Source organism: Flavobacterium arcticum, assembly GCF_003344925.1.
In the GTDB taxonomy this organism is placed as follows: Bacteria; Bacteroidota; Bacteroidia; order Flavobacteriales; family Flavobacteriaceae; genus Flavobacterium; species Flavobacterium arcticum.
Genome location: NZ_CP031188.1, coordinates 2820505 through 2846273 on the forward strand (window position 1 = coordinate 2820505; position 25769 = coordinate 2846273).

The 25769-nt window shown below is 33.0% G+C and carries 28 protein-coding genes; 10 read left to right on the forward strand and 18 right to left on the reverse strand.

Going from position 1 to position 25769, the window contains the following annotated elements; translation table 11 throughout:
• Positions 1-47: 47 nt before the first annotated feature.
• Positions 48-200 carry a lmo0937 family membrane protein gene (locus DVK85_RS12735; protein WP_114678805.1) on the reverse strand — a complete coding sequence of 51 codons (153 nt, stop codon included), beginning with the start codon at positions 198-200 and terminating at the stop codon, positions 48-50.
• Positions 201-320: 120 nt separating this feature from the next.
• On the reverse strand, positions 321-1523 hold the full coding sequence (locus DVK85_RS12740; RefSeq protein ID WP_114678806.1) for an NAD(P)/FAD-dependent oxidoreductase: 1203 nt from the start codon (positions 1521-1523) through the stop codon (positions 321-323).
• Between the two features lie 146 nt (positions 1524-1669).
• On the opposite strand from DVK85_RS12740, the gene DVK85_RS12745 reads away from it, so the two are divergent.
• Positions 1670-2866: an LETM1-related biofilm-associated protein gene (locus DVK85_RS12745; RefSeq protein WP_114678807.1), complete on the forward strand. Its 1197-nt coding sequence runs from the start codon at positions 1670-1672 to the stop codon at positions 2864-2866.
• A gap of 38 nt (positions 2867-2904) precedes the next feature.
• Here the strand turns inward: DVK85_RS12745 and can are convergent, their stop codons facing one another.
• From can to DVK85_RS12765, 4 genes are all read right to left on the reverse strand, one after another.
• Positions 2905-3543 carry a carbonate dehydratase gene (gene can / locus DVK85_RS12750; protein ID WP_114678808.1) on the reverse strand — a complete coding sequence of 213 codons (639 nt, stop codon included), beginning with the start codon at positions 3541-3543 and terminating at the stop codon, positions 2905-2907.
• Between the two features lie 27 nt (positions 3544-3570).
• On the reverse strand, positions 3571-5205 hold the full coding sequence (locus tag DVK85_RS12755; RefSeq protein WP_114678809.1) for a SulP family inorganic anion transporter: 1635 nt from the start codon (positions 5203-5205) through the stop codon (positions 3571-3573).
• An 86-nt stretch (positions 5206-5291) separates the two neighbouring features.
• Positions 5292-5573 carry a hypothetical protein gene (locus DVK85_RS12760; protein ID WP_114678810.1) on the reverse strand — a complete coding sequence of 94 codons (282 nt, stop codon included), beginning with the start codon at positions 5571-5573 and terminating at the stop codon, positions 5292-5294.
• Positions 5574-5632: 59 nt separating this feature from the next.
• Positions 5633-6133, reverse strand: a complete 501-nt coding sequence (locus DVK85_RS12765; protein ID WP_114678811.1) for a Dps family protein — start codon at positions 6131-6133, stop codon at positions 5633-5635.
• Positions 6134-6250: 117 nt separating this feature from the next.
• Here DVK85_RS12765 and DVK85_RS12770 point away from each other — a divergent pair, with 117 nt between their 5' ends.
• Entirely contained in the window at positions 6251-7201 is a 951-nt protein-coding gene (locus tag DVK85_RS12770) for a LysR substrate-binding domain-containing protein (protein WP_114678812.1), read from the forward strand.
• 49 nt (positions 7202-7250) lie between these two features.
• Here DVK85_RS12770 and DVK85_RS12775 read toward each other — a convergent pair whose 3' ends face one another.
• From DVK85_RS12775 to DVK85_RS12790, 4 genes are all read right to left on the reverse strand, one after another.
• Entirely contained in the window at positions 7251-7448 is a 198-nt protein-coding gene (locus tag DVK85_RS12775; protein ID WP_114678813.1) for a hypothetical protein, read from the reverse strand.
• Between the two features lie 137 nt (positions 7449-7585).
• On the reverse strand, positions 7586-8248 hold the full coding sequence (mnmD, locus tag DVK85_RS12780) for a tRNA (5-methylaminomethyl-2-thiouridine)(34)-methyltransferase MnmD (RefSeq protein ID WP_114678814.1): 663 nt from the start codon (positions 8246-8248) through the stop codon (positions 7586-7588).
• Complete coding sequence (locus tag DVK85_RS12785; RefSeq protein ID WP_114678815.1) at positions 8248-8706, reverse strand: hypothetical protein; 459 nt, start codon at positions 8704-8706, stop codon at positions 8248-8250. Before DVK85_RS12785 ends, mnmD begins: the two co-directional genes overlap by 1 nt.
• Positions 8707-9219: a DUF4920 domain-containing protein gene (locus DVK85_RS12790; protein ID WP_114678816.1), complete on the reverse strand. Its 513-nt coding sequence runs from the start codon at positions 9217-9219 to the stop codon at positions 8707-8709.
• Between the two features lie 204 nt (positions 9220-9423).
• Here DVK85_RS12790 and DVK85_RS12795 point away from each other — a divergent pair, with 204 nt between their 5' ends.
• Positions 9424-10488, forward strand: a complete 1065-nt coding sequence (locus DVK85_RS12795) for a branched-chain amino acid aminotransferase (RefSeq protein ID WP_114678817.1) — start codon at positions 9424-9426, stop codon at positions 10486-10488.
• A 55-nt stretch (positions 10489-10543) separates the two neighbouring features.
• Here the strand turns inward: DVK85_RS12795 and DVK85_RS12800 are convergent, their stop codons facing one another.
• Entirely contained in the window at positions 10544-10930 is a 387-nt protein-coding gene (locus tag DVK85_RS12800; protein ID WP_114678818.1) for a pyrophosphohydrolase domain-containing protein, read from the reverse strand.
• A gap of 366 nt (positions 10931-11296) precedes the next feature.
• On the opposite strand from DVK85_RS12800, the gene DVK85_RS12810 reads away from it, so the two are divergent.
• From DVK85_RS12810 to DVK85_RS12840, 7 genes are all read left to right on the forward strand, one after another.
• Positions 11297-11740: a hypothetical protein gene (locus DVK85_RS12810; RefSeq protein ID WP_114678820.1), complete on the forward strand. Its 444-nt coding sequence runs from the start codon at positions 11297-11299 to the stop codon at positions 11738-11740.
• Positions 11741-11747: 7 nt separating this feature from the next.
• Positions 11748-13529, forward strand: a complete 1782-nt coding sequence (locus DVK85_RS12815) for a sensor histidine kinase (protein ID WP_114678821.1) — start codon at positions 11748-11750, stop codon at positions 13527-13529.
• Positions 13526-14140: a response regulator transcription factor gene (locus DVK85_RS12820; protein WP_114678822.1), complete on the forward strand. Its 615-nt coding sequence runs from the start codon at positions 13526-13528 to the stop codon at positions 14138-14140. Before DVK85_RS12815 ends, DVK85_RS12820 begins: the two co-directional genes overlap by 4 nt.
• A gap of 318 nt (positions 14141-14458) precedes the next feature.
• Positions 14459-15058, forward strand: a complete 600-nt coding sequence (locus tag DVK85_RS12825; protein WP_114678823.1) for a penicillin-binding protein activator LpoB — start codon at positions 14459-14461, stop codon at positions 15056-15058.
• Between the two features lie 22 nt (positions 15059-15080).
• Positions 15081-17015, forward strand: coding sequence for a COG3014 family protein (locus DVK85_RS12830; RefSeq protein ID WP_114678824.1), 1935 nt, complete (start codon positions 15081-15083; stop codon positions 17013-17015).
• Between the two features lie 2 nt (positions 17016-17017).
• Positions 17018-17398, forward strand: a complete 381-nt coding sequence (locus DVK85_RS12835) for a hypothetical protein (protein WP_114678825.1) — start codon at positions 17018-17020, stop codon at positions 17396-17398.
• A gap of 86 nt (positions 17399-17484) precedes the next feature.
• Positions 17485-18636, forward strand: coding sequence for a GyrI-like domain-containing protein (locus DVK85_RS12840; RefSeq protein ID WP_114678826.1), 1152 nt, complete (start codon positions 17485-17487; stop codon positions 18634-18636).
• Here the strand turns inward: DVK85_RS12840 and DVK85_RS12845 are convergent.
• The 7 genes from DVK85_RS12845 to DVK85_RS12870 all read right to left on the reverse strand — a co-directional run bounded on the left by DVK85_RS12845 (position 18633) and on the right by DVK85_RS12870 (position 25637).
• A complete protein-coding gene (locus DVK85_RS12845) occupies positions 18633-19367 on the reverse strand; it encodes a tRNA threonylcarbamoyladenosine dehydratase (RefSeq protein ID WP_114678827.1) in 735 nt (244 codons plus the stop codon). The genes DVK85_RS12840 and DVK85_RS12845 overlap by 4 nt on opposite strands.
• Positions 19360-19827 carry a TatD family hydrolase gene (locus DVK85_RS12850; RefSeq protein WP_317048231.1) on the reverse strand — a complete coding sequence of 156 codons (468 nt, stop codon included), beginning with the start codon at positions 19825-19827 and terminating at the stop codon, positions 19360-19362. Before DVK85_RS12850 ends, DVK85_RS12845 begins: the two co-directional genes overlap by 8 nt.
• On the reverse strand, positions 19828-20004 hold the full coding sequence (locus tag DVK85_RS13695) for a hypothetical protein (RefSeq protein WP_317048232.1): 177 nt from the start codon (positions 20002-20004) through the stop codon (positions 19828-19830).
• Between the two features lie 26 nt (positions 20005-20030).
• On the reverse strand, positions 20031-21245 hold the full coding sequence (gene mnmA, locus DVK85_RS12855) for a tRNA 2-thiouridine(34) synthase MnmA (protein WP_262510431.1): 1215 nt from the start codon (positions 21243-21245) through the stop codon (positions 20031-20033).
• A 20-nt stretch (positions 21246-21265) separates the two neighbouring features.
• Entirely contained in the window at positions 21266-21967 is a 702-nt protein-coding gene (locus DVK85_RS12860; RefSeq protein WP_114678829.1) for a toxin-antitoxin system YwqK family antitoxin, read from the reverse strand.
• A 106-nt stretch (positions 21968-22073) separates the two neighbouring features.
• On the reverse strand, positions 22074-23972 hold the full coding sequence (gene yidC, locus DVK85_RS12865; RefSeq protein ID WP_114678830.1) for a membrane protein insertase YidC: 1899 nt from the start codon (positions 23970-23972) through the stop codon (positions 22074-22076).
• A gap of 54 nt (positions 23973-24026) precedes the next feature.
• The gene (locus tag DVK85_RS12870; protein WP_114678831.1) at positions 24027-25637 is read right to left on the reverse strand and encodes a CTP synthase; all 1611 of its coding nucleotides are present in this window, start codon (positions 25635-25637) and stop codon (positions 24027-24029) included.
• Between the last annotated feature and the right edge of the window lie 132 nt (positions 25638-25769).

Sequence of the window (25769 nt, forward strand, 5' to 3'; positions counted from 1 at the left end):
CTTTAAAAGCCATAATGGCGTTAAAATAATTGTTATTAAAAAAACTATTATCTTTTTCCTCTAAATAAATTAAGTAGGATCATTACCACCGCTACTACAAGTAATAGATGTATTAATGCACTAGTTACATGAAGGGCAAAACTTCCAAGAGCCCAAGCTACTACAAGTACTAAGGCAATTATATATAATAAATTTTTCATGATATATTTTTTATTGTTCAAAAATTCTTCAAGCTAAGTTATGATATATTATATAGCCTAGTTGTTAGGGTTATCACAATTAGTGTTATAGATATACTAAAAATTATTATCTAAATATTTTCACCTCTCAAATGCAAACAATGTTGCGTCTTTATTTTCTTTATCTTGTATAAGATCTCTTATTATCTGTGCAGCTATAAGACTAAATGTAATACCATTTCCTCCAAAACCTAAAGCAAAATAGCTATTAGGCTTTTTACTATATGAACCAATGTATGGAAGACCGTCTTTAGTAGATCCAAAAGTACCTGCCCAACTAAACTCTGGTATAAAATTAAGGTCAGGGAATAGCTTATTTGCATCAGCAGTAAGTTGTTTTGTCTTTTTTTTCAAGAGTTTATTGCGCTTGGCTGGATCGCTAAATTCTTCATCCCTACCCCCTATCAATACCCTATTATCTGCTGTAGTTCGTATATACAAGTAAGGGTCAGCTGTGTTCCATATAAGCACTTCATCTTTCCAAAAGTTGCGTTCATTATACTGTTCACTCACCACAGCATAAGTTGATAGTAAATCTACAATGGGTTCGTCAATATAATTTACAACTTCATATCCGGTAGCATATATAAGTTTGTTTGCTTTGATAGTATAATCACTTTCGGTAGTAAGCACTACTCCATCTTTTTTATGTTTAATGTCTTTTACAGGCGACCTGTCATAAATTGCATAGCTAGCTTCTGCTGCTTTATATTGTAGTAAGTTGTGTGTAAACATATAAGCATTTGTTAGTGCTCCATGATGTGACAAAATTGCTCCATAACAGTCAATACCATATTGTTTTTTGACTTCTGCTACATTAAGATAGTCAACCTTAAAGCCAGCTTCTTTCCTGGCTTTAAACTCTTTTTTTAACCATACCACATCTTTTTTATAAGCAGCATAATACAGACTGTTTTTCGCTTCGAAATCCTCAATATTAAGTTCCTTAGCAATAGCAGCAAGGTCATTAATTGCTTTATCGCAAAGCTGGTAAGACCTTTCGGCTTTTTTCTTACCTATCATTTCAGTAAGTTTATACAATGGTAGATCTATCTCATATTGCAGTAGCGATGTACTTGCGCTGGTACTCCCAAACCCAATGGTACGAGCATCTATAGTTACACAATTAATACCAGCTTTTACCAAATGATATCGGACTAATGCTCCTGTTATACCAGAACCTAATATAACAACATCTGTTTCAATATCGTGGTCGAGTTTTGGAAAATTGTACGGAATGCCATTTTTAATGATAGAAAACGGATAACCTGATTTTAAGTTCATAGTTAAGTTGAATTTACTTATAAATTTATCATTTTAAAAAATAATATAAATACTAATACCTTAAATTATAATATACATTTAACTATTATTGAAATTTGTAAAGTGTGGGTAAAATATTATAGATTTGTACCACTAATACAGCTACCATGATTAACCCTTCGGCAAGCGGATGGATAGATAAATATTTTTCCCGATATAAGAACAAAATGCCTTCGGACATAAGTACACATGAGTTTTATAAGCTTGTGCGAAATACAGGTTTTGTATATGGGCACGTGTGGGTAGTAAATCATTTGGATGAAGAAGATAGTAAGGGATGGACTGCTGAGGAAACAACTAAAGCTGCATTACTAAATACATTATACGAGTCCTATAGAAAATATACAAAAGACGAAAACTCTATTACTTTTATAGAAAAAACAGTACTATTCTATGAGCAAATGACTCCCGAAGGCTATGGTTTTCTGAAAAGAGTATTACCTAGCTCACCACGCAGTCATGAACTAGAAGGTATTATTGACCAGAGAGTGCGTACTAATGATAATATCATCAGTAGGAACTTTTCGCATATACTTACCAATGCTCTGCTATTTATGGATGTACTTGCCTTTAGGCAATACCTTATTGGTGCTAAAATACCCGATAATTATCTTAGAAAACTAGAAGAAACAGTAGTAAGCCTAGCATCATTAGCTTTAAACAGAAAAACACAAAAAACGGCTTATGATGATTTACTTATAAAGCTGTTTGAATCGTCTGTGCGATATACCAAGCTAAATAAAGTAAATGCTGATAATTTAGAAAAACTAGAGCTTGGTTATTTTGAATCAGAGTTAGAACGCTATTATTTACTAGATATAGCAGGTATGGCTATGTGGAGTGATGGCACTATTGAAAAAACCGAAACAAGCTTTTTATATAAGCTTGCTATACAACTAGATATAAAAGAAGAATATGTAGAAGAAAGTATTACTTTTTTTGATGTCTTTATAAAAGCAAACAGAGAGAATATTCCTTATTTTAAATATTCTAATCCTGTAAAACACTTTTATGACCATGCTTCGCAAAATGTAATACGCCTTATTAAAAGAAATAAAAATAGACTAGGAAAAGAACTTTCTAATAACGGTGAACTAATGGTGTTATTATCTCAATCTACATTACGAAGTTTAGATAGTAGTGAGAAAAAGAAGGTAAAAAAGCAATTGCTAGAAATATGTAAAACGGTACCATCGCTTACTATTTTCTTGTTACCAGGTGGCAGCCTGCTCCTACCTTTACTAATTAAATTTATACCACAACTTTTGCCTTCGGTATTTAATGAAAACCTTGATAACGAATAATAAAAAAAGCCTCATATTTCTATGAGGCTTTTGTTTTTTTAGAATTCTAATCTATCAACTTTATCAAGATCATTATTATTATGTAAATTAACTTCAAGGTCTTTTACTACTCCAGTGTCTAAGCCATATACCCAACCGTGAAGGTGAAGTTGTTGTCCGTTATTCCATGCGCCTTGCACTATCGATGTTTTGGCTAGATCGCGCACCTGCTCTTTTACATTAATTTCTACAAAAGAGTCAAACCTATCACTTTCTTTTACTATAGAATCTAGGTACATTCTATTCTGTCTGTAAACATCTTTTATATGTCTAATCCAGTTATCAATAATGCCAATAGACTGATTTCCCATAGCCGCTTTAACACCTCCGCAACCATAATGCCCACATACTATTACATGTCTTACTTTCAACACATTAACAGCATAGTCTAGCACACTAAGCATATTCATATCAGAGTGTACTACCATATTGGCTATATTTCTATGTACAAATACTTCACCTGGCTGTGCACCAATGATTTCGTTGGCAGGTACTCGGCTATCAGAACAACCTATCCATAATAATGGTGGTTGCTGACCTCCAGCAAGGCGTTTAAAATATTCTGGGTCTTCTGATAGTTTAGCATCCGACCACGCTTTATTATTGTCTAATATTTTTTTATAAAAATCTATTCCCATGATTTTCTTTGTTTTAAATGTTGTTATTTAGTAAATGTCTTGTTTTTCTTTTCTATCATTCACATTATCATCGTTGTGAGTAACAAAAACATTATTATTTTCAGCGTTTTGTAACTGGTAGGCTGTTTTAAAACCTATTAGCGTAACATCTATATTTTCTTCTATCGCTTTTACAGTAGCAAATTCTTCAATAAGGTCAAGTACATCATAGGCTATATATACCGTTTCGGAAGCATCTATTATTACTTTAGAGTTTTCAGGTATATCATTTAATGTTGCTTTTATAGATGCTTTATTAAGAAAAGAGACCTCTTGTGCAAGATCTATATGTATAATATCGCCTTCGTTATATTCTTTTTTTCTAAAATTATAAGCTCTTTTAAGGTTACCTCTAAGAATAAATATAAAACTTATAATCATACCTAACGCAACTCCTTTTAGTAAATCTGTTAGTACTACAGCTAATAATGTAGCTATAAAAGGAATAAATTGATATATGCCTTTACTCCAAAAATGCTTAAGTTTTACAGGTCGTGCTAGTTTATAACCTATTACTATAAGTACTGCTGCAAGTGTAGCAAAAGGTATTTTATTAAGCAAGGTTGGTATTGCCAATACACATAATAGTAATAATACCCCATGAATAATAGCAGACATTTTTGTTTTAGCTCCCGCACTAGCATTTGCCGAAGATCGCACTACTACTGATGTGATAGGCAAACCTCCTATAAGACCACTTATGGCATTACCTATTCCTTGTGCTTTAAGCTCTCTATTAGTATCAGTATAACGCTTATGTACATCCATACGGTCTGAAGCCTCTATACATAAAAGTGTTTCTATAGAAGCTACCACCATAATAGTAGCTGCTGTAACCCATACTTCAACATTTGTTATTGCTGAAAAATCAGGTGTTACTATAACATTTTTAAAATCTTCAAAAGACTCTGGAATTGGTAATTTTACCAAGTGAGAACTGCCTAAAGCAAACGAACTACCTGTATATATAAAAAATTCATTTATAAGGATACCTACAATAACGGCTACCAAAGCACCTGGTAGCATTTTAAGTTTTTTTAGAGCAGGAATTCTTTCCCAAAGTACTAGTATGAATATTGATACAAGCGTTATTATAACGGCTCCACCTTCAAAACGGCTTATAATTTGTGGTATATCAGAAAAAGGATTTCCGCCATCTAATCTAAAAAGTGATTCTGACCCTGAGTATCCTACTATATCATAACCAAGAGCATGCTCTATTTGATTAATAATAATGATGACACCAATACCAGCAAGCATTCCTTCTATTACATTAGAAGGGAAGTAGTTTGAAATACTACCTGCTTTAAGAAATCCGAGTGCCAGTTGCATTAAACCTGCTAAAGATACTGTGAGCAAGAAAGCTTCGAATGAGCCAAGTGTAGAAATGGCTGTTAATACAATAGCTATAAGCCCTGCAGCGGGTCCTGAAACACTTATGTTTGAGTTACTAAGTGATCCTATAACTATTCCTCCTATTATACCTGATAATATACCTGATAATGGCGGAGCGCCAGATGCTAATGCAATACCTAAACATAAAGGTAATGCTACTAAAAAAACTACAAGACCTGATGGAAAATCAGCCTTTAGATTTGCAAAAAGATTCATCTTTTTTGTCATAACCGAAAAGAAATATAATATAAGTTAAGCTAAACGTTTACTATAAACGCTTAAAAAATTGCTCATTACGAGCTTTTACTGTTATATTATATTACATCGGGGGGGGGAGATAAAACATCTCCGAACACACGCTTGTGTCTTCGGAGATTATTTGAAGTTATTTTTGATGATTTTTTTATCGCACCTAAAAAACAAAAACTAAATTCACTAGGACCTGCTTTAATTTCTTTGATCTCTTTGTGAATTTCTTCTTCATTTAAACTGTAACATATAGACACATCAGTATTATCATCCAGCAAACTCACAATAGTAGGAGTTGCTAAGAATGATATAAACATAAGGAGTACTATACTTACTATAAATTTCATTTCGGGGCGAAAATAGGAATTATTATTTATATAAAAATGTTAATATTAATAATAAAATATTAAATTTCTTCCTCACTCCATGCTTTCATCATCCACATAGTTTTTTCTTGTTCTGTAATAAAGTCACTCATCATAGAGTTAGTACCTTCATCATTTATTTTATCTGATTTGTCTAATATTCCCCTTTCTATTTTAAGTATATCAGATAATGATGTCATTATAAGCTGTACAGCGTCTACATCTTTAGATATATTTTTACCTATTTTTAATTTATTATTAGACAAATAATCTTCAAAAGTATGTAATGGCGTACTGCCCAATGTAAGTACTCTTTCGGCAATCATGTCTATTTTTAACTGTGAATCATTGTATAATTCTTCAAATTTTACGTGAAGGTCAAAAAACCTTTTTCCACGAATATTCCAGTGAATACCTCTTAAGTTTTGATAATATACCTGAAAATTTGATAGCAGTATGTTAAGTTCGGCTGCTACAAGCTCTGCTTCTTTTACCGGTAATCCTAAAATATTAGTTTCTACTTTGCTTTCGTTAGTTTTCATAAATATAAGTTTTTATTATTTTGTAAGTATTTTACTCTATAAAGTTAAACAAATTTAACGATAATAATTATAGGCGTTATCAATAGTTTTTATAATTTTATCATAAAAATTTATAATATGACCATAACTCAGTTACAATATGTACTGGCTGTTGCCGAAAATAAAAACTTTACACTAGCTGCAGAAAAATGTTTTGTTACCCAACCTACCTTGAGTATGCAAATTCAAAAACTTGAAGAGGAACTAGGAATACAAATATTTGACCGTAGCAAAAAACCTATACAACTTACTGATGTAGGCGTACAAATAGTAGAGCAGGCAAAAAATATAGTAAATGAATCGGGGAGAATTAAAGATATAGTAGACCAGCAAAAAGGATATATAGGAGGTGAGTTTAAAATAGGTATTATCCCTACTATAATGCCTACGTTACTCCCTATGTTTATGAGTAATTTTATAAAAAAGTATCCGAAAGTAAATCTTATTATAGAAGAGCATACTACCGAAGAAATAATACGACTCATAAAAAACGGACAATTGGACGCAGCTATTGCAGCCACCCCACTTAATGAAGATAGTATAAAGGAAATCGTATTATATTATGAGCCTTTTGTTGCCTATGTTCCTGAAAATATGGATGCTTACAATAAAAAAGAGTTTGAAGTTGAAGATCTTGAACATAATATTGACAATATATTACTACTACAAGACGGACACTGTTTTAGGCATAATATACTAAACTTATGTAAAGCAAAAGGATTGTCTAATGAAAATCACTTTCAAATAGAGAGTGGTAGTTTTGAAACATTGATTAAACTAGCAGATGAAGGCTTAGGAATGACACTACTCCCCTACCTGCATACGCTAGATATGAGTGAAAGAGCAAAGCAAAAACTTCGTCAGTTTAAAGAGCCAAGACCATCGCGAGAAGTAAGCCTTATATACTCTAAAAAAGAGCTGAAATTACATATTATAGAAGCATTAAAAGCTACTATAGCAGGTGTGGTAAAGGGCGCTATTACTTTTCAGGATGTTAAAATTACCAGTCCGTTACAACAAAAGAAATAAACAATCTAAAAAGAAAAAAGGAGCCAATTTTAAAAATAGGCTCCTTTTTTTATTGCTCAACATATGCCAGACAGGCTCTTAATTCAGGCTTTTCGGTCGTAAAATTCTGAAGCCAGTCTACCAGTTGTTCGATCTCATAAGGCAACAGTGTTTTAACTGCTTTTTCTACTTCTTTACAAAACAATTTCTGGTCAAAGCTTACGCTCTCCAATATTTGTTTTGTGTAACTAATCATAGTTCTGGGCATAATTCTTTTACAAATTATAAAATTGGTTATTAGGATAAGAACGTATGTAAATATAATAAAAATTTAAATACGATAATCATTAATATGATATCTTAAGTGTGTTAAAAATTTTAATTTAATATTTTTTTAACAAATAATTAAGGTTTGACAGCTCTTAGCATTTCTCTTTTACCTGGTGGTCCAGGTAGTTTTTCTGTAATAAACCCTGCTTCTTGCATTGCTTTTTTAATAACCGTACGACAAGCATAAGTAACTAATACTCCACCAGTTTTAAGAGCAGAAAACATTTTTATAAATATATCAACACTCCACAACTCTGGTTGTGCATGATAGCCAAATGCATCAAAGTAAATAAGATTGTATGTGTTAACATCATTAATGGCTTCAAAGTGTTGTTGTCGCTTATATAACATAAATTTATCATTAACTGGGATATTTTTGCCCCAATCAGCATCATGCATCTGCTTAAATACATTATCATCTTCCTTTGCATCAAGCTGTGTTACATAGTTAAGCTGTAAAACCTCTTCTGTTGCTACAGGAAATGCCTCTATAGCCGTATAATGTATTTCTTGTCCTGATTTTTTAGATTCTAAATAACTTATAAAAGCATTTAGCCCTGTACCAAAACCTATTTCTAAAATAGAAACAGGCTGACCTTGTGTTAAAGTCAGCCCGTTTTGTATAAATACATGGTATGCCTCTTGTATGGCTCCAAATTTAGAATGATATGTTTCCTTCATTTCGGGTAGGTATATAGTAACCGAACCGTCTGAAGTTGTTATAATTTCTCGCTTCACTATTTAATATATAGTTTCTTAATTCTTGGTATAGGTCCACCACATTTTTGTTCATGACACCTTACACATGCCGATACTGCATCGTTAAAATGCTGTTTTGCATTTAACGAATCGTTATAAATAAGCTCTTGCGCTTGTAAAAACTTAGCAGCCTGATCTTTAAAAAAAGAATCTCTTTCGCCTTCATCTGTCATTACAGAGCCATGGATATTTAAAAAGTGTTCTGGAAAATTACCTATGGTATCTCCATTTATTATACGTTGCTTTAGGCGCTGGTTATCTACATACATCTGCTCCATCAGTGTTGCCATTTCAGACATCTCGTACATTTTAAAATCTTTTTCTACCGATGTAGTGTCTGTACTAGATACCTGCGTATCAGCAGCAGATTCTGTTTTACCGCCACAACTCCACAACATCAATGATATTGATATAACTATAAATAAGGTTTTACTCATTTACTTTGTTATTAAAACACCATCAGCCATAAATCCGTAAGTAACTTCAGGCTCAGTTATTTGGTCTATTTCTTCTTGCGATTTTCCACCATCTTTAGCATAGTGCTTTAGCTCTGCAACCGATACTTCGCTTACAAATGCTTTACCACTAACTACTGCTTCTTGATCTGTTGCATTTAATGGTACAAAAAAGGCATAATCTTTAAACTTAACAAAAGATTGTTTTTCATCAGGAAGTTCCATAGCCATCCAGCAACCTTTCTTTTGGCACACATCTTTAATAGATGATTTAAACTTAACATTTACAGTATCGCCAGGTTTAAGGTTTTTGTACTTTTCTAGCATTTCTGCTTTATCAATTGCATTTTCAGCAAGTATTTCATCTCCAAATGTTTCATAAACTGGAGCTTCTTCAGTAACTGTTTCAATAAGTGTTTCAGATGTTTCTGACTTATTTTCTTTACAACCAGTCATTAATAAAACTGTTGCAGCAAGTAATGCTATATTTTTCATTTGTAACAAAATTTTAATTTTATACAGCAAATTTATGTAAAAACTATAAATATCCTCTGTTAATCGTTACTATAATGCTTATTATTTAAAACTTAATCGCTTGTCTAGCTTTAAAATACTATGCAAAAGCTCAATAAACCGCTTTTTTTATTAAATTTGCGCGAAACACAACACATTTATTTACCCCACAAAACTTAACCTTTAATGAGCAATAACGCTGACAATATTATCATTAACAGAGCCGAAACTACTAAAATTGACTCTGTAGATTTTGAAAACCTTACTTTCGGAAATATTTTTACTGATCATATGCTTATTTGCGATTATAAGCAAGGCGTATGGGAAAAACCTATTATAAAACCATACGAACCATTTCTTATAGACCCTTCGGCTAAAGTATTTCATTACGGACAAGCTATTTTTGAAGGTATGAAAGCTTATAAAGACGATCATGATGATGTTTGGCTTTTTAGACCTGATGAAAATTATAAGCGTTTTAATAAATCGGCTGCAAGACTAGCAATGCCCGAAGTTCCTGAAGATGTTTTTATTGAAGGGATGAAAAAGCTTATTGAAATTGATGAAAAATGGGTAAAAACAGGTATGGGTAATTCGCTATACATACGCCCATTTATGATTGCTACAGGTCCTGGTGTTATAGCTGCACCTGCACAATTTTATCGTTTTATGATTATACTATCTCCTGCAAAATCATATTATTCAGGGGAGGTTAAGGTTATAATTGCTGAACATTACAGTAGGGCTGCCAATGGAGGTATTGGGGCAGCAAAAGCTGCTGGTAACTATTCGGCACAATTTTACCCTACTAAACTAGCAAATGATTTAGGTTTCCAGCAAATTATCTGGACGGATGATGCTACCCACACAAAGCTAGAAGAAGCAGGTACTATGAATGTGTTTTTTAGAATAAACGATACCTTATACACAGCACCTACTAGCGAAAGAATATTAGACGGGGTTACTCGAAAAAGCTTATTAGACATAGCTAAACGCGAAAATATAAATGTAGAAGTACGACCAGTACTAGTAGAAGAGCTAATAAAAGCTGCCGAAAATGGTACATTACAAGAAATTTTTGGGTCAGGTACTGCCGCAGTAGTAAACCCTATTGTAGGTTTTAGTTATCAAGATAAGTATTATGAGTTACCAAAACAGGAAAACTCAGTAGCGTTACAACTAAAGCAAAAGCTTAACGACATACAATATAAAATAGCCGAAGATACTTTTGGCTGGACTGTAAAAATATAGTTCCTATTTTTAGAGTAAAAGACTAAGGCAGCTATATAGCTGCCTTAGTCTTTTATTATTTTTTTAGTATACTCGAAAAATCAGGTTTAAAATAATCTGGCCCTTTCATTACTTTACCATCTTCACGATAAATTGGTTTTCCATCGGCACCCAGTTTACTCATATTACTACGTTGTATTTCATCAAACACAGCCTCTATTTTATCTTGTAGCCCGTGTTCTAATATAGTACCACAAAGTATATATAGCATATCGCCAAGAGCATCAGCAATTTCTACAATATCATTATTTTGTACTGCTTCAAGGTATTCTTCATTTTCCTCTTTCATAAGGTTATAACGAAGTAAGTTTACATTTTCGCCTAATGAGTCTTTAGGCGTATTACTCACACCTATTCCAAATGCAGTATGAAATTCTTTTACAGCTTCAAGTTGTTTTTTCATTCTTATTATTTTTATTGGTTTAAAAATACCTTAAAATAAATGGGTTGTTGTAATTTTGCAAAAAAGATTTTAACATGTTTACAACAGGTCAATGGTCATTTGCAGCATTTTTTATAATTATTTTTGTCACTGCCATGATATATGTATATCGTAAAGATTTAAAGCTTCATAAAAAATATTACAAAGGCAACTATAAGGTACTATTAGTCTTTTTAGGTTTTATAGCATTATTATTTTTTATTAAAATTTATTTAAAGGAGTAGTACATAAAATAAATGAACTAAAAATCCCCATATATGGGGATTTTTTTTTAACATATAAATGTTGATATTTGTTATATTAACCTATAATACATACACACATCTTATGGAAACTTACAATTGCTTCGGCTATCACTACTCTAACCACCTAGCTAAACTAGAAGTAGCATTGCCCAAAGAAGATTATGATTATGAATATTGCAATATCTCTACCAGTAACTGGAATGGATTAGTTATAAGCTTAAAAATGAAAATTGACGACCCTGGGCACGGATTAGACAACCCAGACATGAATTTTGAAACTCTTTTAATAGACTTAGATAAAGTATCTAAAATAAGTAGTCCCCATGCAGCCAGTTTTGATTACAGCAAACCTATAATTGTTTTTATATATCATCATAAAGACACCAATTCATATGCAACAAATGATATGTTCTGCCATACAGAGCTTTGTAACAGAACGACGATAGATGCCTCTATATTGAAAGGTATTTGTCAGAGTGTTGCGGGTCCTGCAAAAATAGGAGTTGGTTCACTTGAAAGACTTTAAAATATAAATGAAATATATTATCCATAATATAGCCGTGTTGTGTAATATCTTATTATTCAGCACGGCTTTTTCTCAAAACTCAAAACAAATAATTAACCTCCAGAACAAATTGCATTCTGGCAACTCTACTGGGTTTGAAATTGCCTTGAAAGAAATAGACAGCTCCTCACTATCTCTTCAGGATAAGGCTTTATATTATTATCTTAATGCAAAAAATTATGAAGTTAATAATGAAGATGATAAAGCATATGAATATCTAAGAGTCTCAAGAAGTTTATACATCGCTATAGACAGCATTGGAAAAGCGATGGATATAAATCTTGACATTACCTATCTGTTACAGTCTCAAGAACAAAATAATATACGCTACAAGTCATATATCGAAGAATATATTGGTTATGCAGAAGAAATAAAAGACACACTAAGATTGGCACGTGGTTATGGCAATATGGCAATGTATCATGCTTTTAATGGAGATTATCCAGTATGCGTTAATTATTATAGAAAAGGCTTAAACCTTATAAAAGGACAAAACCATAAAACCGTAGAATCTGCTTTCTATAACAACTTAGCAAATCTATATAATGAAAATCTACACCAACCTGATTCAGGAATCTATTATCTAAAAAAAAAGTTTATAATACTTAATGAGATAAATGCTGCTCCAGAAGATTATTACCATTATTATGTAAACCTAGCAGCATCCTATCATCATAAAAAAGACTTCGTTACTGCTAATATACATTTACAATCGGCAGATAGTTTACCTATAACAAACTATGAATTAAAATCGAAATTTATTATATATAGTAATTTCCATAAAAACTATGCCGAATTAGGCGACTATGAAAATGCTTATAAATACCTGTTATTAACACAACAGTATAATGACAGTATAAATGTAACCGAACAAAATATTGCTATAAACGATATACATACCAAGTATAAGACTAAGGAAAAAGAACTTGAAAATGAATTACTAAAAAAAGATGCAAAAAACAGTGAAATTTTGCTTTACATTATTGTTGGGTTACTGTTCGTAAGCATTGTTATAGCATTTCTTATCGTAAAAAATGCCAAAAGAAAAGAAAAAATTTCACGTCAAGAGAAACTTATCGAAAAACAAAAACTAGAAAAAGCATTAAAAGATTATGAACTAAACAGCATAGATATTATGCTTGAAGGGCAGGAAAAAGAACGGCAACGTATTGCTAATGAACTGCACGATAATTTAGGTAGTATGCTTGCCACATTAAAAATAAACTTTGAAAATTTAAAGTTAAGAAAAGGCGAACTAAGAGAAGACGAATACAAATTATATAAAAAAACAGATGAGCTTATAGAAGAGGCATACCAAAAAGTTAGAAGATTGGCTCATGTTAAAAATGCAGGGGTATTAGCCAGCGAAGGGCTTATACCTGCTTTAAAGAAATTAACCGAAAAGGTATCTGTTCCTTCATTAAAGTTTGACTTTAGCGCCTACGGTTTCAATGAAAAATTACACAATAGTCAGGAAATTGCTATATTTAGGATTGTGCAAGAGCTTACCACTAATATTATAAAACATGCACAGGCTACAGAAGCTTCTATACAACTAACAAATCATGATGATATAATTAATGTTATTATAGAAGACAACGGAGTAGGATTTAATATTGATAAAATTGATCCTGAAGACGGAATGGGTATTGTTTCTATACAGAAAAAAATAAAACAACTTGGCGGTAGCTTTGTTGTAGACTCTACACCTAATAAAGGTACAACCATACTAATAGACCTACCAATATGATAAATCTTGTAATAGCCGAAGATCACCAATCATTAATAGACGGTATCAAAATATTTTTAGAATATGAAGATGATATATGTGTTGTAGGCGAAGCTAATGATGGAGAAAGACTGCTTGAAATTGTACATCTTAAAAAACCAGATGTTGTACTTACAGATATACGTATGCCTAAAGTAGACGGCATTACAGCTACAAGGCTTATAAAAAAAGAATTTCCGAATTGCCACGTTATTGCTTTTAGTATGTTTGAGCAAGACGAAGCCATAACCCAAATGGAAGAGGCAGGAGCATCAGGTTATGTAGTAAAAAACTCATCACTAAAAACAGTAGTAAACGCTATAAAAGGTGTTATGGAAGGTGAAAAATTCTTTGATGATTCTTTAAGAAAAGAACATGACAGAAAAGGTAATAGCGATGCTATATTAAGTAAAAGAGAAATGGAGATTGTAAAATTAATAGGCCAAGGTAAAACGTCTCTGGAAATTGCCGATTTACTATTTATAGGAAAAACAACTGTTGATACACACCGAAAAAACATCTTGAAAAAATTAAACTTGCAAGGAAAAAGTGAACTATTACGCTATGCTATGGAGCGCAAGTATGATTTTTAACAAGGTGTTAAAATTTAAAAATACCCATTAATGGGTATTTTTTACCATTAGTAATTTCAACACCTTTGCCAAAGAAGTTAAACAAGTAACTACTATTGATCCATCCAATCAATTCAATTATTTCTTCTTTCAATTCAATTATGTAGTTTCTTAAATTTATTCAAAGTAGTTGGTTTAGCGAAAAAATATCCCCTCAGGGATATTTTTTTTTGTTAAATACTATTGAAAAACGCTACTGGCATATAATTTGTAAGAATGCAGAGTTAAGATGTTAAAATATTTAATACCTTTAAATTATTAATCAATAAAATATTTATTATGAAATCAAGATCTCTACATCTATCATTACTTTTTGCTTTAGGACTTACAATAACCAACTGCTCTACGCATAATGTGCAGCGTGTAAGCGAAAATACAGTAACCGACCTTAGTGGACGTTGGAATGAAACCGATTCTAGACTTACTGCCGAGGAAATTACTGCCGAACTTATGGAACATGGATGGTATAGTACTTATGCTTCTGAAAATAAAGGAAAAAAGCCTGTTATAATTGTAGGTATGATTGTTAATAAATCACACGAGCATATAGCTATAGAGACTTTCTCTAAAGATATAGAAAAAGAGATTATTAACTCTGGTAGGATGAAACTGGTACAAGCAGGAAATATGCGTGAAGAAATAAGAGCTGAAAGATCTGACCAACAAAACTTTGCATCGCAGTCTACAATGAAAAAATTTGGTCTTGAAAACGGAGCCGATTTTATGCTACAGGGAACCGTAAACTCTATTGTAGATCAATATTCAAAAGAAAAAACAATATACTATCAGATAGATCTTGAATTGACTAACATACAAACTAATGAAAAAGTATGGATAGGCGATAAAAAGATTAAAAAATACATTGGCAAAAAACTGTAAGCCAATATATACCTGATATTTTATGAAAGCAATTAAAAACAAACGTACCGTTGTAAAAACGGTAATGCTACTGTTATTGATAGGCTTTCAATCCTGCGGAACCTACAACTCCAAAACCTCAGATATTGAAAGCGACCTCTATAACGGCAACTTTGACAAAGCTGTTGCCGGCATAGAAGGCAATAAGTTCCTTAAAAAGAAGAGGAATAAGCTTTTATACCTTATGGAGAAGGGTAAAGTAGAGTATATGCGTGGTAATTATGAGATCAGCAACAAGCTCTTAGAAGAGGCTTATATATTGATAGATGATATAATAAAAACAAATGCAGGGCAAGCAATTGCATCAAAACTTACCAACCCTATGGCAATGCCATATAAAGGTGAAGATTTTGAAAAAGTCACTATTTATTACTACAAAGCTTTAAACTACTTTATGTTGGGCAAGCCCAACGAAGCACTTGTAGAAGCCAAAAGGATAAACATTAAGCTATATGAGCTTAACGAGAAGTATAAAGAAAATAAAAACAAATATAGCGAAGATGCTTTTTCGCAGATATTGCAAGGTATAATATACGAGTCAGTAGGCGATATCAATAATGCTTTTATAGCCTATCGTAATGCCGAAGAAATATATACTAAAAATGGAGGCGACTTTTTTGGCGTACCAATGCCAGAGCAGCTAAAAAAAGATTTATTGCGCACCTCAAAACTAATGGGGTTTACCCAAGAGTATAATGATTATCGCACTAAGTTTAATATTGCTGTAGAAGACACACCAAAAAAAACAACTCCAGAAGATTATCAAGCAAAGCCAACAAGCGAAGCTATTATATTTTGGGAAAACGGTGTAGGTCCTGCAAAAGATCAAATAGTAATTACAGCATCGGGTGGTAGCGGAATATTTTATGGCAGCTATATGGATGGTGATATGCTAGAAGAAATTATTATTCCTATACCTACTGGTGCAAATATTGGTAGTATAAATGCTATAGCTATACCTAAATATCGCGAAAGAGGTGCTTATTACAATAAGGCTGAAATTATAGTTAATGGAAAACCGCAAAACTTTAACCTCGCACAAGATTTTTACCCCATAGCAAAACAATGTCTTAAAGACAGAATGCTACGTGAAACTATAGGTCTTGTAACGCGGTTTGCAGCAAAAAAAGCGACAAGCGCAGGACTAGGTGCTATAGGTAAACAACTACTAGGAGACACAGGGGGCGACCTAATAAAGTTAGGTGCTGATGTAGCGGGAGCTGCAACCGAAAAAGCAGATACACGAAACTGGCAAACATTACCTGCCACAATATCTTATACACGTGTACCATTACATGAAGGCGAAAACAAATTTATAATCCGTAAGTATGGACCAATGGGCGTAGATACCGATACACTTTATATCCCCTATAAACGTGGTTTACAAATTGTAAGTTATTTTGATGTTGGACGAACACAAGTTATACCCAACACTCCTGTTGCAAAACCTTTACTTGAAAATCCTAGTGCTACAACGCTACAAAAAAATAGCTTCGAGCAATCAAAAGGTACGACTGCATTAGTAAAACCTATTTCTAAGTCTGAACCAGAAACAACAGTAACCAATAAAGTACTTGCAAAGTATAATACTTGGACAGACGGCGGTAATGGTATATCTTATAAAGTAACGTATGAAACAGAAAATCGAGGCGGAAAATTGTTTTATGTAAAAAAAGTAATCTTACAATCTGATAATAAAGATACGTCTAATGTTACTTTTACCGTGACTGAAAAACCTTTTAACCGCAGTTTTATAGAAGTAAATGAATTTGAGTATTATGATAGCCAAATGAATCAAAAAGCAGAAAAGCAATATTATAAAATTACCGAAAAGATAAAGCCAGGTAAAGAAACAACTGCGGTAACGGTATATCAAACTTTACCAGACTTTTATGTAACCATACTTAATATTAAATAATTATGAAAAAGATATTCTTATTACTTTGTTTACTAGGAGGAATAATACTCGCACAAGCGCAAACTGATAACGGATGGCAAAAATGGGAACAAACTAACTGCTATAGTAAAGTTAATTTCAGACTAAAGTATGTAGGTCAAAACGGCACACAGCACCATTGGCAAGTACAATTTAAAAATGAATATCCTCAAATTATTTCGTTTAACTATCACGTAACAGATAAGTTACAAGAATATAACATCACTACACACAGAAAAACACTTTATGCCAATAAAGTAAGTGATATAACAGATGTGTATACTAAAGAAGAAGATGTTTTTTTATTGGTAGATAAATTGAGCTTATCGCCTTATCCCGAAAACTTTTTAGACTGCGATCATTAAAATACAAGCCCGTTATACGGGCTTTTTTTATGTTAGTATCTTACAAGAAATATTTATATTTTTACATGAACTTAAATTTTCACTATATGAAAATTGCAAAATATATTTTCTTACTATTGCTTTTGGCTTCGGTAGCATTTACTGTATTTATAGCCACCCATGATGGCAAATATGAAATTAAGCAAAGTAAGCTTATAAAAGTACCTAAAACTTCGTTGTATAATTATATAAACGACTATACCAACTGGAATACCATTAATATACTTGCTGATACTGATTCTACTACAGTATACACCTACCCTACTGATAAAACTATAGGTAAAGGAGCAATAGCTAACTGGAATACAGGAGAAAGAGAAGGAGAAATACAAACTGTAAAGACTGTAAAACATGACAGTATTATACAGTATGCTTATACTGATAATGAAAAACAAGAAATAATTTGGACATTTAAAGATACACTAAATAGCACAAAAATAAGTGTAAGAATAAAAGGTAAATTAACTTTTACAGAAAAAGCATATGCCATAATAAGAGGTAGCATAGAGAATCGTGCAGAAGCTGCATTAAAACAAGGGCTTACTAAAATGAGTCATTTTATAGAAAAAGAACTTACCACTTATAACATAATGGTAATGGGTAAAACCATAAAAACAAACAATTTCTATTTAGGTTATACTGTAACAGGAAGTATCGAAAATATTGATAAAAATATAATTGCTGTACTGCCTAAGTTATTAGACTTTATAAAAACAAATAGAATTAGCACCAAAGGAGAACCGTTCGTTATTTATGATAAAAAATACAATCGTAATACTACTAAAGCAATCTATACTATTTGTATTCCTATCGAAGAGGAAATTATTACATCCGAAGGAAGTGAATTTGAAGGTGGAGTACTGCAATCATTCCCTGCTCTTAAAACAACACTTAAAGGAGATTACTTAAACCTGAAAAAAGCATGGGCTACTTCCAATAAGTATATTGAAGAGAAAGCGTTAGTAATAGATACTACAAGAAACTATGTAGAGGTATATCGCAACGGATTGCATCAATCTAAAAATCCGTCAGAATGGATTACTGATATTTACTTCCCGATAACTATTACTGATAGCTTAACGAAAACTGTTATACTACCCAATGCAAGACTAACTCCTGTACAACAAGCATCAAGGCAAGAAGTAGAAAAAACATCTACTCCTGCCAGTATGATAAATGATACTACACCCGAAAATTAAGCCAGAATATTACTATTTTTATTTATAATATATTTCACAACTGTTTCGGCAGCATGTAGCCCAAATAGTGCGGGCATCCAGCTATTAGTACCATAAAATGATTTCTTATAGTTTGTACCATCAGTTGTTTTTATACTTGTTTCATCGGGTGATTCTACAGAAAAAACGACTTTCACTCCTCGTGATATTCCTTCTCTTCTTAACCGTTTTCTAATGATTTTAGCTAACGGACAGTATTCTGTTTTACTTATATCAGTAACTTTTACTTTAGATGCTTCATATTTACCACCAGCCCCCATGTTGCTGATTATTTTAACTTTTTGCCGCCTTGCTGACATGATTAAATTTAGTTTTGGGGTAATACTATCTATACAGTCCAATACATAATCATAATCTTTAGTAACTAGTTCATAAGCACGTTCTGGCGAAAGAAACTCTTTAATTCTTATCAGTTTTAACTCAGGATTTATATCCATTAGCCTATCGCCTACAATATCTACTTTTGGTTTATTTACTGTAGAGTGTAATGCTGGCAACTGCCTGTTAATATTGGTTATATCTACTATATCGCCATCTACAATAGTCATACTGCCTACTCCTGCTCTAGCGATAAATTCGGCTGCAAACGAGCCTACACCCCCCATCCCTACTACTAACACATGGGCATTTTTTAATCTTTCAAGTCCTTCTTTTTTAAACAAAAGCTCGGCACGCTCTGTCCATTCAGCCATTCCTAAAAACCGTTTTAAAGTTGTTATTTATTATATTTTTAATATTCTCTATATCTGTATTTCTTGCCGTTGCTGCCTTTTTATACACTTCGCCTATACCTTCTTCAATAGTATCAGTTTCTAAGAAAAAACGATTTTCAGGTACTTGAGCTAGCACTTCTAAAAGTTCAGGGTTTCGCAACAGGTATTTACCAAATGATAAGTAAAAGCCATTATCTAATAACTGTTTTGCTACTTGTGCATTTTTAGAAAAGCCATGTACGATAATTGGTACATTGGGCTGTATCTTATTTTTTATGGCAATCAATTCCTGAAATGCAGCAACGATGTGCAAAATTACAGGTTTATTGTATTTTTTTGCTAATAGCAATTGCTTTTCAAAAATAGCTTCCTGAATTTCGAGAGATATCTCGATACGTTTATCTAAACCACACTCGCCCAGCGCCAAGCAATTATCCATTTACAATCGCTGTTCTATAATTGCTAAATTCTCTTCTACCTTTTCCTCATCAATATACCAAGGGTGTATTCCTGTAGAAAAATAAGGTACATCAATAGCCTCATACGGGTAGCGATTTACTACCTCTAAAATATTGGGGGTATTAGTAAAGTTATGGGTATGGAGGTTGTAGAGCATCTTCGCTATGAAATTCGATAAATCACTTACGAAATTACCCCACTACCTATAAGCTCATCGGCGATATACCAAGCAGCAAACTGTCCTTCGGTAATAGCACTTTGAGGCTCATCAAAAGAGATATACATACCGTTATCAAACTTATGAAGCGTTGCTTTTTGTAAGTCCTGACGGTAACGAATACGTACCATGACTTCCATAGTTTCACCATCTTTCAATGCTAAATCTTCACGAATCCAATGCACTTCATTCTTTTGAATAAACAATGCCTTACGGAATAAACCTGGGTGAGCATTACCTTGCCCTGTATATATAGCATTACTAACTACATCAGTAGCAATAATAAAAAGTGCCTCTTTAGTTCCGCCTACATTAAGCCCTTTACGCTGCCCAGTGGTAAAATAATGTGCCCCTTGATGCTTACCAACAGGTTTACCCATTTCGGGAGTATAAACCGTTTTTTTAGCTTCATAGGCTAACTGCTCTTTTACTGATGTAAATTGAGGTGTATCTGTATTATAAATAGCAGCATCGGCGGCTATTTCATATATAATTCCTTCTTTAGGTTGAAGTTGTTGTTGTAAAAAATCAGGCAAGCGTACTTTACCAATAAAACAAAGTCCTTGCGAGTCTTTTTTATCCGCAGTAACTAGTTCCATCTTTGCTGCAATTTCACGCACCTGTGGTTTAGTCAACTCTCCTATTGGGAATAATGCTTTACTCAACTGCTCTTGCGATAGTTGGCATAAAAAATACGATTGATCTTTATTGCCATCTGCTCCTGCTAAAAGCTGATATACTTCTTCTCCATCTTTCTCTATTGTTCCTTTACGGCAATAGTGTCCTGTAGCCACATAATCAGCACCAAGGCTGAGGGCTATTTTCATAAATACATCAAACTTTATTTCGCGATTACAAAGCACATCAGGATTAGGTGTCCTGCCTTTTTCATATTCGTTAAACATATAGTCAACGATACGTTCTTTATATTGCTCACTCAAATCGACTGTTTGGAATGGTATGCCTAGTTTTTCGGCAACCAACAGTGCATCATTACTATCTTCTAGCCATGGGCATTCATCAGATATGGTAACCGAATCGTCATGCCAGTTTTTCATAAACAAGCCAATAACTTCATAGCCTTGCTCTTTAAGCAAATAGGCTGCTACACTCGAATCTACCCCTCCTGATAATCCTACTACTACACGCTTCATTGTTATTCTTTCTAAAAATTGCTGCAAAGGTACGGCAATTTTCAATATTACTCCCTTATCCTTTTTAGTTCTATTTTCAGATTGGTTTTATCTTCTTCTTTTACTAGTTTACCATTTTCAAAATATTCCCAAACACCTGTTTTTATATTGTTTTTAAATTCACCTTTGCTAGATATTTCGCCTGTTGCATCTCTAAAAATAGCCATACCATGTAGCACATCATTTTTATATGTAGACTCTTCAAGTAACGTACCGTCTTCTGTATATTTTTTATATACACCATTTTTAAGTCCATCTTTGTACTGGGCTTCTTCGGCAATATTTCCGTTAGGGAAATATACTTTTCGCATTCCTGTTAGCTTTCCTTTGCTATATTGTTCTATAGAAAGTATCGCTTCTTTACCAGGATGATAAAACTTCCACTCACCTTCACGAAGCCTGTTTACCTCTTTACCTTCACTTAGTTTTTTACCTTTCTCATCATAAAATATAGTATATGATACTCCGTTACCTGCACTAAAATCGCGTGTGGCAATCAAGGTACTATTTTTATCGTTTTGATAAAATTTAAATACACCTGTCTCTTTACCATGATTAAATGCACCCTCATATCGTGGTAGCTTGGTTGTATCATAAACATCACCCCATTTACCGTGACGCTTGCCTTTATCGTCAAACTTATTATCTTGTGCCCATGTACTAACAGTAGTTATGAGGAAAGCTAGTAGTACTGCAAATTTTATCTTCATATTAAAAATTATATACTTTTTTATTATATCCCTAAATATAGTTTATTTATTATAACGCAAAATATATGCCCAATCAAAAAAGCACTCCGAAGAGTGCTTTTTAAAATTATTTTTTGCCTTGTTTTGTTTTCTGCTGCTCTTGTGCTTGTTCCATCATGGCTTGCATTTTCTGCTGAAACTTGCCTTGCTTTTTCGGCTTGGCTTTATGTTCCTGAATCATAGCGTGTACTTTATCTTCTTTTACAATGTAATTTTTAATTACAAACATAATACCTATAGTAATAAGGTTAGATATAAAGTAGTACAAACTTAACCCTGATGCATAGTTATTAAAGAATATAAGCATCATTACTGGAGATATGTATATCATTACCTTCATAATCTTACCCATATCTGGCATACCTTCTTGCGGTGGCTGAGCCATACTCTGGTCGCCCGTTGTCATTTTCATATAGAAGAATATTGCTAGCGAGGCTAATATTGGAAATAAACTTACGTGGTTACCATAAAATGGGATATAAAAATCTAAATGTATAACAGAATCATAAGATGATAAATCATCTGCCCAAAGGAAGCTTTTTTGTCTCAATTCAAAATATGATGGGAAGAATTGGAAAAGTGCATAGAATACAGGAATTTGCATTAGGGCTGGTAAACATCCTGCCATAGGACTCACACCTGCCTTATTGTACAGCTTCATTGTTTCCTGCTGCTTTTTCATTGGGTCTTTCTTATACTTCTCGTTAAGCTCTGTGATTTCAGGACGAATTACCTTCATCTTAGCTTGAGATAAATATGACTTATAAGTAACTGGCGACATTACAAGCCTTATTAGTATAGTAAAGATTATAATCGCTATACCATAAGGTATAAAACCACTTAATAACCCAAATAGAGGTATAAAAACATAACGGTTTATCCAACCAAAAATACCCCAGCCTAATGGCATTACCTCGTCTAGGTTTTTATCATAACTATTTAATATCTTATAGTCTGAAGGACCATAGTACCAGTTCATGTTATAGCTCAACTCACCGCCTTTAAACTCTAATGGTATTTTAGTAGAGAAACTTTTTGTAAATAATGTATCTACTTCTTCATCCTTAACTAAGTTTTCCGATTTCATATCGACAGTCTTAAAAGGAGTATCTGTCAATAGTATAGAAGTAAAGAAGTGTTGTTTATAAGCAACATAAGTAACTTCTTCGGCAGTTTCTGCCTCATTACTACCTTGCCCTAAATCATCATCTTTACCATCTTCATATTCATAAACCAAATCAGTATATCTATTTTCATAGGTAACACTTTTTTCATTACGATAAGCCTTTAACTGCCATTCTAAATCCATTGGTTTAGACGTATTAACAATATCAGCAAGTCCTTGTGTACGGATTGAGAAATCCATCATGTAGTGATTAGGTTTCAGTACATAACGGTACTCTAAATATTGCTGCGGTCCTGCTTTAAGACGCATAGTAAGTACTTGGTTTTCTCCCTCTTTACTTACTACAGGTTCAAAATAAAGATCTCTTGTGTTAAGTATACGGTTATCTTTAGTCTGAATTTGCAGGTTAAGATTAGCGTTATTATCTTTTATAAGAGATACTATTTCATTTGAGTTTTTATGAAATTGCTCAAAATTATTTAAAGTAGCCGTTTTTATATAACCACCTTTATTGGCAATACTTAATGATAATAGCTCATTTGTAATTTCTGTTATGTTATCTTTTGCAGATGGTAGTGTAGCACTGTATGCAAATGCCCCTAATGAACTTTTATACTGCGATAGAGTTACTGAGTCGCTAACAGTAGTATCTTTTTCTACAATAGCAGCATTTGTCTCTGTTAACTGTTGTTGGCTAGATTTATCTATCTGCTCCTTCTTTTCTTCTTCTTGTAACTGTGCTTCGGTATTAGCTGTTTGGTTGTAGATCATCCATATAAGTAGAGCCCCTATTAAACCAAACCCAAGTAACGTTTTAACGTCTAATTTTTTTTCTTCCATCTATATTTAAAAATTGTTTCTTTTATCTAATTCCTATTGCAAACAGTTATATAATTATTTTTTCCCTGCTACAGCAGCTTTTATAAAGTGTACAAATAACGGATGTGGGTTGGCTACTGTACTTTTATATTCTGGGTGATATTGTACCCCTATAAAAAATGGATGGTTTGGTAACTCTATTACCTCTACCAATCCTGTATCTGGGTTAATACCTGATGCTTTTAAACCTGCTTTCTCTAAAGCCTCTCTATACTCGCTATTAAACTCATAACGATGGCGGTGTCTTTCTTGTATTTCGGCAGCACCATATATTTCTTTAGCAAGCGAACCTTCTTCAAGGTTACATTTCCATGCGCCAAGACGCATTGTTCCGCCTTTATCGGTTATGCTTTTTTGCGCTTCCATTATATTAATAACAGGGTTATTAGTACTCGCATTCATCTCTGTAGAGTTAGCATCTTTTAATCCTAATACATTTCTAGAATACTCTATAACTGCCATTTGCATACCAAGACATATACCTAAAAATGGCATATTGTGCTCTCTTGCATAGCGTACAGTTTCTATTTTACCTTCTATACCACGCTCTCCAAAACCAGGAGCGACTACTATACCATCAAGCCCTTTTAGCTTTTCGGCTACATTTTCTCTATCAATATACTCTGAATGAATACTGATAACATTAACTTTTGTTTCGTTAGTGGAGCCCGAATGTATAAAGGCTTCTAATATTGACTTGTACGAATCTTGTAATTCTACATATTTACCTACAAGACCTATATTTACTGTATGTTTAGGGTTTTTAAGTCTAAACAAGAACTCATTCCATTGTTTTAAATCGGGTGTGTTCTTTTTTGGTAAATCTAGTTTTTTAAGCGCTACTATATCTAACCCTTCTTCTAGCATAAGGTTAGGCACATCATATATTGTAGAAGCATCTATAGACTGTATTACCGCTTCGCGTTTTACGTTACAAAATAAAGCTAGTTTTTGCTTCAAGTCGCTAGAAAGTTCATGCTCTGTACGACAAACAAGGATATCGGCTTTTATACCGCTTTCCATTAATGTTTTTACCGAGTGTTGTGTTGGCTTTGTTTTTAGTTCTCCTGCAGCAGCAAGGAAAGGTACAAGCGTTAAATGAATAACAATACCATTGTTTTCGCCAAGTTCCCAAACTAATTGTCTAACCGACTCTATATAAGGTAGCGATTCAATATCGCCTACTGTACCACCTATCTCTGTTATTACAATATCATAATCGCCACTATGCCCCAATTGTTGCATACGGTCTTTAATCTCGTTAGTAATATGCGGTACTACTTGTACCGTTTTACCAAGAAACTCTCCTCTTCTCTCTTTTTCAATCACCGAAAGATATACCCTACCAGTAGTAACGTTATTTGCTTGCGAAGTAGGTACATTTAAAAAACGCTCATAATGCCCTAAGTCAAGATCTGTCTCAGCACCATCATCTGTTACATAACATTCTCCATGTTCATATGGGTTAAGTGTACCTGGATCTACATTAATATACGGGTCAAATTTTTGTATTGTAGTTCTGTATCCTCTTGCTTGCAGTAGTTTTGCTAAAGAGGCAGCAATAATACCCTTACCAAGTGAAGAAGTCACACCTCCTGTAACAAAAATATACTTTGTTTGATTCATTATAATATTTGTTGTGTTGTAGTTGTAAAAAACGAGGCAAAAGTACGAAAATTAATCTTGATGGGATTAATAGAGTCAACGATTTTTAATACAGTACTACTTCTAGGTATTAGTAACTAATATTATAATAAT